Annotated in this window: 7 protein-coding genes and 1 other RNA gene; 3 read left to right on the top strand and 5 right to left on the bottom strand. The window is 53.5% G+C overall.

Going from position 1 to position 12,230, the window contains the following annotated elements; genetic code table 11:
* Nucleotides 1-3: 3 nt before the first annotated feature.
* The gene (locus ATG98_RS20185; RefSeq protein WP_098424199.1) at nucleotides 4-1,179 is read left to right on the top strand and encodes a DegT/DnrJ/EryC1/StrS family aminotransferase; all 1,176 of its coding nucleotides are present in this window, start codon (nucleotides 4-6) and stop codon (nucleotides 1,177-1,179) included.
* 11 nt (nucleotides 1,180-1,190) lie between these two features.
* On the opposite strand, the gene ATG98_RS20180 is transcribed toward ATG98_RS20185, so the two are convergent.
* Nucleotides 1,191-2,612, bottom strand: coding sequence for an exosortase/archaeosortase family protein (locus ATG98_RS20180; RefSeq protein WP_098424198.1), 1,422 nt, complete (start codon nucleotides 2,610-2,612; stop codon nucleotides 1,191-1,193).
* 300 nt (nucleotides 2,613-2,912) lie between these two features.
* Here ATG98_RS20180 and ATG98_RS20175 point away from each other — a divergent pair, with 300 nt between their 5' ends.
* The gene (locus ATG98_RS20175) at nucleotides 2,913-4,454 is read left to right on the top strand and encodes a hypothetical protein (protein ID WP_098424197.1); all 1,542 of its coding nucleotides are present in this window, start codon (nucleotides 2,913-2,915) and stop codon (nucleotides 4,452-4,454) included.
* A 130-nt stretch (nucleotides 4,455-4,584) separates the two neighbouring features.
* On the opposite strand, the gene ATG98_RS22625 is transcribed toward ATG98_RS20175, so the two are convergent.
* The 4 genes from ATG98_RS22625 to prsK all read right to left on the bottom strand — a co-directional run bounded on the left by ATG98_RS22625 (nucleotide 4,585) and on the right by prsK (nucleotide 11,726).
* Nucleotides 4,585-5,211, bottom strand: a complete 627-nt coding sequence (locus ATG98_RS22625; RefSeq protein WP_228706225.1) for a PEP-CTERM sorting domain-containing protein — start codon at nucleotides 5,209-5,211, stop codon at nucleotides 4,585-4,587.
* Between the two features lie 363 nt (nucleotides 5,212-5,574).
* Nucleotides 5,575-8,004 carry a tetratricopeptide repeat protein gene (locus tag ATG98_RS20165; RefSeq protein WP_098424195.1) on the bottom strand — a complete coding sequence of 810 codons (2,430 nt, stop codon included), beginning with the start codon at nucleotides 8,002-8,004 and terminating at the stop codon, nucleotides 5,575-5,577.
* A gap of 146 nt (nucleotides 8,005-8,150) precedes the next feature.
* Nucleotides 8,151-9,530, bottom strand: coding sequence for a PEP-CTERM-box response regulator transcription factor (gene prsR, locus ATG98_RS20160; RefSeq protein ID WP_098424194.1), 1,380 nt, complete (start codon nucleotides 9,528-9,530; stop codon nucleotides 8,151-8,153).
* A gap of 90 nt (nucleotides 9,531-9,620) precedes the next feature.
* Entirely contained in the window at nucleotides 9,621-11,726 is a 2,106-nt protein-coding gene (gene prsK, locus ATG98_RS20155) for an XrtA/PEP-CTERM system histidine kinase PrsK (protein ID WP_098424193.1), read from the bottom strand.
* 262 nt (nucleotides 11,727-11,988) lie between these two features.
* On the opposite strand from prsK, the gene ffs reads away from it, so the two are divergent.
* Nucleotides 11,989-12,085: signal recognition particle sRNA small type (ffs, locus tag ATG98_RS20150), an RNA gene on the top strand.
* Nucleotides 12,086-12,230: the final 145 nt, after the last annotated feature.

Genomic DNA, 12,230 nt, shown 5'->3' with positions numbered 1-12,230 from the left:
AACGTGAGCTTTTCCAAATTGCGGCCAGTGGGCGGCCGGGTGCCTTTGCCCAAGGCGAATTGCGGTGTTTTGGCTGCGCCCTGGGCCGGGTACTACGATTCGGTGTTTGTGAACAGCGGCACCGCTGCACTTTCACTGGCGGTAAAATTATCGGTTAACTGCAGGCACACTCTGCAAAGCCCCGAAGTGATTTTGCCCGCCTACGGCTGCCCGGATCTGGTTGCTGCTGTGATAGCTCAAGGGGCTCGACCGGTTTTGATTGATTTGGCGGAGGGGCGGCCGTGGATGAATCTGGAGGCCGTTGAAAACGCGGTAACCGGAAATACCGTGGGCATAATAGCAGTGGGTTTTCTGGGCATACCGGAACGTTTGTTTGCACTGAGGCGGATAGCTGATAAAAACGATGTGGTGTTGATTGAGGATTCGGCCCAGGTGTTCCCGCCTTTTTCTTGCGGTAACGGCCTGGCGGATTATTTGGTATTAAGTTTTGGCCGCGGCAAGCCAATAAATTTGATCGGTGGCGGGGCGCTTTTAATTCGTAAGGATCACGTTCAACAAAGTGCGAGCGTTTTAGCAGCTCTGCCTGAAGTCCAGGTATCGGCGGGCGCGGCCTGGCGGTTCAAACGCTGGTTGATCAACCTGCTGTTAACAAGGCCGTTGTACGGTTTAATGGAGCGCATTCCGTTTCTCGGTATTGGGCAAACGGTGTTTCATCCGCTTGCCTCGATCAACCGCCAAACACCTGTTGAGGGGCTACTGGAAGCGGGCGTTCAGGGATATAACAACCGGAAAGACAACGGCGCTGCCTATTCGGAAGCGTTACTGGAACTCACTGGTAAAGATTGGGTTCAATTAGCACCGGAATGTTTCGAAGAAATGACCCGTGAGGGCCTGGTTCCAGCGTCGTCCAACTTGCTGCGTTACCCGCTGCTTGCGCCATCTCGCCAGATTCGCGATAAAGCGCTTCTTGAGCTTAATCGTGGCGGCATCGGCGCCAGCGCTTTCTACGGCCAGGCACTGCCGGCGATAGACGGGGTTAGCGAACTTGTGGCTTTTACCCCGTCGGCATTCCCTTGCGCCTGTGACTTTGCTGAGCGCCTTATCACCCTTCCTGCCCACCAGGATGTTTGCCTCGAAGACATCCAGTGTGTTGCTGGCATTCTTTTAGGGCAAAGCTGAGGCCGGTTGAATCACCTGACAAGCTGAATGGATGTCATGGCCTGCTGGACTTTTCCCGTGGCGAGGTCGCAGCTTCTCTGAGCGCATTTCATCTGAAGAACGATCAGAGCAAATTGTTTCTCCTGTGTCAGCAGCGCTGGAATCTGAAGCATTTTCGCTTCTGTGTAATTCCAGCTGCGCCGGGAACCGGTCTGAAACCGTTGGCCAATTATTATTTGTTCGCGACTTAGTATGTTTCGATAACGGCGCAGGCCTGGCTGGACTGTTTCTTGTAACTGCCATAGTGACGTGTCGAACATCAGAGGTAGGTAGGGCACAAGCTTGTCATCAGAAAGGGTTTTCTGGCTCTGTGCGAGCAGTATCCACAGATCGCCTGCACGCCATGCCTGTTGGCTTAATGACTCTGGCAAATCGAGTGCTATCGGTAAGTCGCCCGTTTTTGCGGGTCTGGCCCCGAATAACTCGAGTGCCCACGGTGAGACGGGTAGTCCGGGCCTTTGCAAAATTGTGAGAGCGATTGGGCCGAGTGCGATTGCGACAACAACAGCGATGGCGCCGATTTTACTGAACACAGAGACCGTCGAAGTAAGATTTTCGCCCGGTTTTCTCTTGCGAACCGGTGAGAAGTACAATGCCGGTAAAATAAACACTGCGAAAACGACCCAGCCCATGGTGTCGTGGTCGGCGATCATGTCGCTTTGCATGTCGGTTTCGTAGGCAACGACCACCAGAATGGTTATGCGTACCCAGTTAGCAATAAGGCCAATAGTACCAGCTGCCACCAAGGTGATCAGCCAGCCACGCCAGCGGTAGTCGTTGAGGATGGATGTCATCATCGCTAACATAATGGACATTGCAAAATAGCGGAAGCCGGAGCAGCCATCGGCAATGATAAGCCGGCCATAGGGCAAGGTGATGCTGTTGCCTTCAATGAAGGCTGTCATCCCGAACCAGCCTACCCATGTTCCTACAACGACGCTTGCGAGATCCACAAGGGCCGGAGCCATGTCTGCCCAGATAGGCAATGAAAGCGACAAAAGGAGCGCGTAGGGTAGGAAGGTCAGTGTTCGCGCCAAACCAAGCAGTGCCCAAGCCGTTGCGATTAGCCCTGCGGATAACATCAGATAGGTAAGGGTGTCGATGCGGACCAGCTCTAGCAGACCCCAGGTCAGCGTTGTGGCAATTAGCAGTGCTGCGCCGGCAAGACGGTAGGGCTTGAGCTGTTTGTGACTGATGGCATGAACAGGCGGATGGATCAGCAGCAGCCCCAAAAAAATGACGGCCGTCGCAAGCCCATGTGCGGTCGCTTGCTCGAATTCAAGCCACGCCTCTGCAAGCCTGATCCAGGTGGGATAAAAAATCAGTACTGCAATCGCAGTAACGACCAGATAGGGTCTGGATCGAGGCAGGTTGTCTACTATCTTCCTTAACATTGTTTGTCCGCCAGACTGTTAACTGGTTGACAGGATACTGTGTATTGCGAGTACATAAAACTCAAATTAAAAATAAAAACCAGCCGAATTCAGGCTTTTGCTGCGCTCGCGCACAGCCATTAGTTTTGCGGGGAGCGTTTGCATATTTTCAACGCAAATAACTTTAATACGATTGACACTCGGTCCGGTAAACTCATTCTAAAATTGTATTTTACAATGAGTGACTGACGTCCCGTATTTGCCAATCGTTTTTAGGTAGCATAACTTTCTTGGCAAAAATTAGTATAAATGAGGCAGGATATGGTCGTAAATAAGTTCAATATATTGCTGAGTAGCGGGCTGGTTGCTCTTGCAGGGTGCGCAACCCAGCCCCCTCCCTTTGAAGACAACTTTCCCCCGCCCTCGGCAGGGCTGGGCGGGGAAGTTATTGTTGATGACTCGGCTTCGACCGCCTTTTTTGATGGTCCATGGAAAGCCTCATCCCATAGCAGGGGCTACTTAGGAGAAGGCTACCATGTTATTCCCAGAGGTAACGGTGACAATTTTGCTGTCTGGAATCTGGAGTTAATTGATTACTTTGACATTTATGTTCGCTGGGCGTCACACGCCAACAGAGCCTCAAATGCCCGGTATGAAGTACACCATTTAGACGATTCAAATCGACTTGTGGTTTCGACGGTAACGGTAGATCAGCGTTCCGGTGGAGGGGAGTGGTTTAAGCTTGGCACTTATAAAATATCCAGCCTTACCGGTCGGGTTCAAATTCGTGATGATGCGAACGGTTACGTCGTTGCTGACGCGGTGAAATTTGTGCCGGTTTATTCGGCGGCAACAGAGCCGGCAGTGCTCGATTCCGACGGCGATGGGATGGATGACGGGTTTGAAAAGCTTGTCGGGTTGAATCCAAACGATCCAAAAGATGGAGCATTGGATTTAGATGGCGATGGCGTAACGAATCTTGAGGAATACTACGTAGGCACCGATCCGACGAGAGCTGATACAGACAGTGACGGAATCCCAGACGGTTACGAGCTCAGTTATGGCTTAGACCCAACCATTAACGATGCGTCCCAGGATTTGGATGGGGACGGTTCTCTGAATATTGATGAATATAGTGCCGGTTCAGATCCAAGTGATGAGGTCAGTCTCCCTGAGAGTGGGCCAGCGCTGAGTTGGAGTACGCCTACAAGTCGCGAAGACGGTAGTGTTCTGGATGTCTCTGAAATTGACCATTATGAAATTCAGTATTTCCCCGTTTACGCGGCGGAGATCGTAACTCTCGACGATAACTCGGGCTTTTTTAATATAGTGGGTTCTAATGTGGCTGTGTCTTCAGCCACTTCCGGTTATTTAGGTGCTGGATACCATCCAATCGCGCCGGGCGATGGTTCTGTATTCGCTAAATGGAGCTTTTTTGACCTGAATCCCGGCATACCCTATGCGCTTGAGGCGAGATGGACTGCAAGTTCCAATCACTCTCAGAAGGCTACCTATCGAATCGGGTTTAAAGGAGACGTTGAAGAAATCAGTATTCAGGGCCCGGCTATTGACCAGCGGACTTCAGGAGGGCAGTGGGTAAAGGTCGCGGAGTTTACACCTTCAGATTCATCAGCAGTGGTCGAGCTTCCGAGCGAAACGGATGGATACGTTATTGCAGATGCTGTGAGATTGAATCCAAACGCTGTGTCAACGATGAGCACGATGATTGTGCCTGGCTCGCAGCAGTCTGTGAAGATCGAGGAGAAGTTGCCGGCTGGCTCCTGGAACTTCCAGATAAGGACCATCGACAGTGATGGTGCGGCGAGTAGGTTTAGTGAGCCTGCGACAATGACGGTTCAATAGGTCACGAAGGATCTGGTCTAGGTTAAGGCCCGGAATTGCCCGGGCAAGGTAGGGGACAGATTTGAAATCTGTCCCCGGTTTGGTCAATAAAAAAGCCAGCCGAAGCTGACTTTTTAGTGCTCTACCGTAATCAGGCTTTCTGACGACGGCGAGCTGCGCCAAGACCTGCAAGGCCTAGGCCGAGGAGGGCCAGGGTGCCTGGTTCTGGTACTGCGCGAGCTACTTCAAATGACACGTTGTTAGCACTCAGCACCACCTCGTCGAAGTCCCCTGAGAAAGAAAAGTAACCATCAGTTTTACCGAACCCGAACTTTGGATCATTTGTTATGGCGGCGTAAGCGGCGGTGCCATTATAGCTAGCAGTCAGATTCCCAGCCGAATAGAAGCGTACTAAGTTGCCGATATCAATCGAACCCCAGTAAAAATCAAATTCATTGTTCAATTCGGTAATTGTAATATCGTTTAGGGCGTCAGAATTCGGTTTTCCAGCACTGCTCGTTATGTTGTAGGAAAGGATTTGGTTTGCGCTGTTAGAATCTGAGCCCGGGGTTTTACCCCCGTCGGCGTTTGTTGCTGGAGCAATGACAGTGCCTCCGACAACTCCGGCCATAGTGCTGCCAAGATCAGCGCATGTTGCTGCTATGCAAGTCGCACCAAGGTATTTGGCCGTGATAGGCCCTGCGTTTGTTACTGAGCTTATACCTAAAGCGGCGACAGCGCCGGCAAGGAGTTTGGTTTTCAGTTGTAATTTCTTCATGATCATTTCCCCGTTTTTTGCCAATCCCTGAGCTAAATATTGGCTTTAGCTAGGAAGTTTTTGCGCCCTAATATTAAGCGGCTTGTAGTTTTACTAACCAATAAGAGGGCCAACTTGGAAAATAACTGAAAAATCAAATAGGTAGAGCAAGAAAAAAAGTGACTAAAAAGGCTTGGCTGCGCAAAGTGTATAGAATGTCGACGCATGTTATGTCGCCTGAGCCGATAGTTCAGAAAATGCTGGGTATTCAGAATTGGGGAAACACAGAATAGAGTCAAAAAAGCCGCTGGATGCGGAGTAGGGGACAGATTTGAAATCTGTCCCCGGTTTTAGTTTGCAAATACTGCGAAGTGTCAGGTTATTTTACATTGCCGCTTTAATGGTTTTCAGGTGTGTCTGGATTTCGGCGTTCTCTGGCGCCAGCGCTAAGGCCTTCTCAATAATGACCTTGGCCTGTTCGTGGTCGCCACCCAAGTGCAGAACCCATCCATGAGTATCGAGTATGTCTGGCGCGTTGGGTGCCAGCTTGCTGGCGCGGCCGGCCAGTTCTATGGCGCGGCTGTTGTTTTGCTCGCGTAACAGCCAGGCCAGGTTGTTCAGCGCTACTACGTTATTGGGTTGCGCTGTCACAACTTGTTCATACAACTCGATCGCGGGCTGATTCTGCTGTTGGTTCATCTGCAGATCGGCTTGGGCCATCAGAATGGTGACGTGGTTGTTGTGGGTCTCTGCGGCGGCTTGAAGTGCTTCCAGGGCCTCAGCGTTTTTACCCTGTGTGATGAGTATGCGCGCAGGCAGCAGCGCAATGCTGACGCTGTCAGGTTGTATGGTAATGGCTTCTGCGGCTTTAGCGAGCGCCGTTGAATAGTCTTCCGCTTGTGCGGATATAACGGCTTCTGCAGCCAGTAGCTGGCCATAAGCTCTGTAACCGATGGGGTTATCTTCGTTGGCCATTGGCTCCAGAATGGTTCGCGCTTGCTCCAGATTGCCCTGTTGTATATCAATCAAGGCCGACAACAAGCTGCTGTTTGGCGCCAGTGGCGGGTGGGTGTCGGCAACGGTGCTAAGCCACTGCTGAACTTCCTCTACGTTGTGGATGGTGCCATAGGTCTGGGTAGCCTGCTGAAGCGGCCCGATGACATTTGGTGTAATGACGGCGGCGGCCAGGAATTGTTCAACGGCTTTATCCGGGCTGTTGACTGAGGCGTACAGGTTGGCCAGGGCCAGGCGCGCGGGCTGCATGTCCGGGTTGTCGACGGCCAGTTGCTCCAGGCGAATGATCGCGAGGTCGGAGTTGCCCATGCGGCCATCTGCGATGGCTGCCAGTAGAAGCGCTTGTGGCTGGTTGCCGTAGCCGTTGATCAGTGAATCGCGCACGTCTTCTGCTTCGCGGGTTTCACCGCTGTCGATCAGCAGGCTTAAATAGATCGCCGTGCTTGCCCAATCTGCCGGCTGGGTGGTAAACGCCGTGCGCAATTGGCTCAAAGCCTGATCGGTTTGCTGGCTGTTTATGTAGTGCCGGGCTAGCGCCACCCGCAACCGGGTGCGCTCGGGTTCGTTGCTGATGGCTTTGCTCAGGCTGGTTACGCCTGCGGCTTCCTGGCCCGGCATGCTCAGGGCCAGAATACCGTGCATGGCCAGCAGGTCGTTGTCGTCGGAACGGGCTTTTACGGCACGATCGAGAGTGGCCAGTGCTTCTTCCCGTTTGCCGAGGTCAATCTGGGCCATGGTAGACGCCCGGATAAAGCGGGTTGGGCTGGTTTCCGGGTCCAGGTTTTCAGACAGCAGTTCGGCGCCTTCTTTCAGTTCGCCGGTGCCTGCGGTCAGGGTGCCTAACATGAGTGCCAGCTGTTCGTTGTCAGGGTCTATCTTGCGCATATCCCGCAGTATTGTTTTTGCTTCGTCAAAGTTGCCGGCTCTGATGGCACTGATAGCAGCTTCGCTCTGTTCGCGAGATCCGGAATCTGTGCGTTCGGCCAGAATACGGCTGTACACCTGGGCTTCGGTGATTTTGCCCTGTTCGGTGAGCACCCGTGCCAACAGGGTTAGTATTTCGCCCCGTAACGGCAGAAACATGTCGGATGTTGGCAATCCGGTAACCGCGTCTGTAAGTGTGGCTGTGGCGCTTTCCAAATCGTCCAGTTGATATTGCGCGGCGCCTTTCAGGTGCAAAATAGCGGGTGTCGTTTCGTTACTGGCCAGCCAGTCGTTTGCGGCTGCCAGTGCGGCGCTGCTGTTGCGCAGCTGCAGCTGGCTTTGCAGTACGCCGGTTATGGCCTCTACGTTTGCCGGGTTGTTGTTGCTGATGTCCTGAAACGCGGCCAGAGCTTCGTCGGGGCCGCTTGACAGGCGCAGGGCTTCGGCTTTTATAAGCGCCGCTTCCAGTTTTTTGCTGTCGGTTTCAGGTGTTGCCAGTGCCAGTGTTTCCATCGCCGACAAGTGTTTACGTTGCTCAACGTAGGCGCGGGCCAGAGGCAATGCTACTACTTGTGGTGCGTCTTTCAGCCAGGGCTCTAAAAGATCTGTGGCCTGTTTGTTGGCGCTCACTTGCAGATACATTTCGGCCAGACGCGCAATATGGGCGACGTTGTCTGGTTCGGTCTGTATGGCGTTTCTGATTTCAAGAATAGCCGAGCGGTATTGGCCCTGCTCGGCGTAGGTGTCTGCGCGGCTTAGGTGCGGCAATGCTTCCGAGGTATCCGGGCCGTTGTTACAGGCGCTCAGCAGGGGCAGCATCAGGCTGCCGAGCAGGATCAGCCGAGGTAGTTTTTTCTTGGGTACTGTTATCGACATCGTTTATGGCTCCGATGAAGGTAGGGGACAGATTTCAAATCTGTCCCCGGGTTTGGGTAAGGGGACAGATTTGAAATCTGTCCCCAGTTTGATCTGTAGAGTAGGGGACGGATTTGAAATCCGTCCCCGATCAACCGACTCCCGCGTTAGCTTTCTATAGCATCGGCTGAGGTGTTAATCCGGTATTTGTCAGTCAGGTTGTACAGGGTGGGGCGGGTAACCCCGAGAAGTCGGGACGCTTGTGCCATGTTGGAGTTGCTGCTGCGCAGAGCTTGAACGATGGCGGCGCGTTCGGCGTTTTCGCGAACTTTGCGCAGGTTCAGCTTGCTGTCGCTGGCGTCTGAGTTGTCGGTGCTTAGGGGAAGTTGCAGGTCATCCGCGGTGATGCGTTTGCCGTCGGCCATAATCACCGAGCGTTTTATTTTATTGATCATTTCGCGCACGTTGCCGGGCCAGGCGTAGTTCTCAATAGCGCTGATGGCGTCTTCGCAGAAGCTAAGGCCTTGCCGGTCTAACTGTTTGCTCAGGCTTTTTAGCAGTGATTGTGCGATCACCAAAGCGTCGCCGTCACGGTCACGAACCGCGGGCAAGTCCAGGGTGATTTCGCTGATGCGGTAGTAAAGGTCCTCACGAAAAGTGCCTTCCTGAATCAGTTCGTTCACGTTGCGGTGGGTAGCACACACCACACGTACATCTACCGGCGTGGGTTTGAGTGACCCGACTCTGTCTACCACCCGTTCCTGCAGAAAGCGCAGCAGTTTGGCTTGCAGTGCCATGGGCATGTCGCCGATTTCATCCAGAAACAGGGTGCCGCCGTTGGCGCTTTCAATTTTGCCTTTTTTGCTTTGGGTGGCGCCGGTGAACGCGCCTTTCTCAAAGCCGAACAGCTCGCTTTCCAGCAGGTTCTCTGGAATGGCCGCGCAGTTGATGGCGGCGAAGGGCATTTTTGCCCGTGGGCTTAGATCATGCAGAGCGCGGGCCAGTACTTCTTTGCCGGTGCCGGTTTCGCCGTTGATCAGGGTGGTGATGTCGGTTGGCGCCACTTTTTCCAAGGTGCGGCACACCGCCAGCATCTGCGGGCTGGCCGCGATAATGCCTTTCACGCTGGTAACGTCGCGGTTGGCCAGCTCGAGGTTTTCTTTTTCCAGTTCGGCCAGGCGGAACGCCCGGTTAACCACAAAGCTTAGGATGTCGGCGTCTACCGGTTTTTGGTAGAAGTCGGCGGCGCCCATCCCGATGGCTTTTACCGCGTTTTCTTTTTCTTCACGGCCGGTGACCACAATCACTTTGGTTGTGGGGGCCAGGCGCAGTATGTCTTCCAGCAGGGCGAAGCCTTCGGTGCTTCCGCCGGGGTTTGGCGGCAAGCCTAAGTCCAGCGTAACCACTTCGGGTTCCAGCCGCCGCAGTAGGGTAAGGGCGGTTTCGCGGTCAGCGGCAACCGATACTTGCAGGTCGTCGGTGAAGCACCAGCGCATCTGGCTTTGCAGGCCCGGGTCGTCTTCTACAATCAATAATTGTCTTGTCACGGGTTTGTTCGTTCCTTGTTGACGCGTGTATCTACAGTTAGAAGTCTTAACTCAATGCCCGCCGTTTGCAACGATTGTGTGTGTGCTGATTCACGTTCTTACACTAACGGGCGCGGCTTTTACCAAATTCGCGGCAGGGTCTGCCACCGGCAGACGCATGGAAAAGCACGAGCCTACCCCTGGCTCGCTGGTAACGTCTACGCTGCCGCCCAGCTCCCGCAAGTATTCCTGAGTCTGGTAAACGCCTATGCCCATGCCTGTCAGCCCTTTGGTGCTTTCGAAGGGCTTGAACAGGCGATTACGGATGAATTCTTCGGTCATGCCGCTGCCGGAATCCTGAATAAACACCACGGCGGTTCCGCGGGCAACTTTTAAGGTGACAGTAATGTCGCCCTCTGGCGGCGTGGCTTCCTGGGCGTTGCGCAGCAAATGGCCCACTACGGTGCTCAGTTGTTCGGAATCTGCCCTTATCCACACGTCGCCATTTTGGTAATCAAAATGCGGTTTCGGCATTCGCCTGCTGGCGTCGGTTACGGCGCTACTGAGTACGTCTTTCAGGTTGATCATTTCCGCGATTTTCCCCTGGCTGTCCTGAGGCTTTTGGATGTGGGTGACCAGGTTCGACATTTTGTTCACCGCGTGGTCTGCGGTTTGAATCATGTCGTCGATAAACGCCGGGTTGTTGCGGTGCTTTGGTGCATTTTTAACCAGCAGGGACAGTTGCGCGATCACGGTTTTCAAATCGTGCAGCATGAAGGCAGACGCCTTGCTGACGGCATCAAACTGCATGGTCCGTGTGAGTGCGCTCTGGGCGTCGGCCTGGGCCAACAGGTTGCCGGTTTGGCGGGCAACCACGCGGATTAAGTCGAAGTTCTCCCAGTTTAGTTCTACCTGGGTGAGCGGGGCGCCTATTAATGCCATGCCGTACAACTCGTTGCCCAGGTACAGCGGGATGATCAGCCAGCCTTTCGGGTATTGGATGATCATGTCTGGCACCTCCAGTAAGTCATAAGCAACCGGATCTGCCTTGTAGGCGTTCAGGTCTATGATCCATTCTCTATCGCGGAAATAGCGCACCAGGTCGTCGTTGGAATCAATCAGGGTGTGGCGATCAAAGTTCATGTTGATTGTAGCTTTTAACTGGTAGTGGTTCTGCTCGTCTTGTAGCCAGATGGCGCCGGCGTTGCCTTCGACCAGGTCTGCCAGAATGCGGATAACCCGTTCCGGCAGGGGCGGCGAGTCGGTCAGGTTGGCCAGCTCTTTGGTCATTTTCAGCCATTCGTTGCGGTAGTCGTATTTGTAGTCAAAAAAGTTCTGACTGATGGCAACCATCAGTCGGGCCCGAAGCCGGCGCGATAGCAGCAGGGTAACCAGAAACACCATTGCCAGGGTGAAGAACAGAATGCGCAGTGCATCGCCCCAGCTACCGCCCACGGTTTTGATGTAATAACCGGCTACCGACAGGAACACCAGGTAGGCACCCGCGAACAACAAGGTGCCTACGTGAAAGGCGGCACGCCGCGATACCCGGAAGTCTATCGGCTGTTTGCGGGTGTTGATCACGTTGACCGCAAACAGCGGCACCAGCAGTGCGTTGGCGAGCCCACGGGCGTCCCAGAAGCTCTGGCTGATTTGGCCAAACAGCAGGGCGTCGGCGTACATCACAAAATCGAATATAAAGATGGTGCCTACGCCCGTGCACATGTACTTGATGCTGTAGCGGCGAAAGCCTAGAGAATTGCGCCAGATTTGTTCGATCAGCAGCAGGCCAATCAGCGACAGCGCCAGCTGGCCAACTATTTTTGTTTTGCCAGACAGTATGTGATCTATGCCAAAGTATTCAGCGGCACTGACCAGCAGCAGTACCACTATCAGCCCAACAACCGAGCCCGTCAGCATTTTTTTGATTTTCAGTGCAGAGCCGTCGCTTGGTAATGCGCTGCCCAGCAGAGTAAATATAAGTGCGATCCAGGCGCCGTTGCGTAGCAGTTCCAGCAGGTAACGCACGGCAAAGTCGGGGAAGCCCCAGAGCGACTGAGTCACCAACGCCGCGGCCCACAGGGCGGAAAACAGTGCGGCAAAAAACAGTGCCCGGTCGGAGTAGCGGCGCATGTAGCGCGAAGCAATCAGAATCGCCAGCAGACCGTAAGTGATAAACGCAACGGCGTGGCTGAGGGCGTTGAAATCGTTAAACATGGATTCTTCCGGGTTTTTGTTCTGGCGGCTGCTTGTGACTGTGGGCGCAGGTTAAGCAAAGAGTAAATTAAAACGCCGGCTTGGGCGAGGTGCGGCAGCGGGAAAAGTGTTAAAGGAGTCTGTCGTCGCATTATTCATCCCACATCATGAGCCGGATAATGATCGTAATCGGCTCACCACTTATGCTTGTGGTAAATCATTGCGTTTGTTAACATGCGCCCCGCTTTCAGGGAAACATTCTGAAACGCCGTTATGGTGGCCCTATTGGTGCCTTCGCAACATGAAACCGTGAACCCGGTCAGACCCGGAAGGGAGCAGCCGCAGCGGTCGATATGTGTGCCGGAGTGTCGCTGGTGGGGCCACCACCTGTTTTAGCCCCCTGTTTTTCTATTATTGCCTCTTTCTTTATAAGCTATCTATTATCTGATTACCTTTTCGATGACTCCTATTCATTCTTCATTACCTACACCCTCTATTTTTCGGTTTTAGCATTCATGCTAGAAT

The sequence above is a fragment of the Marinobacter sp. LV10R520-4 genome (genome assembly GCF_002563815.1).
Taxonomy (GTDB): domain Bacteria; phylum Pseudomonadota; class Gammaproteobacteria; order Pseudomonadales; family Oleiphilaceae; genus Marinobacter.
The sequence above is the reverse complement of the archived record's forward strand: the minus strand, read 5'-3'. Positions and strand labels throughout refer to the sequence as shown.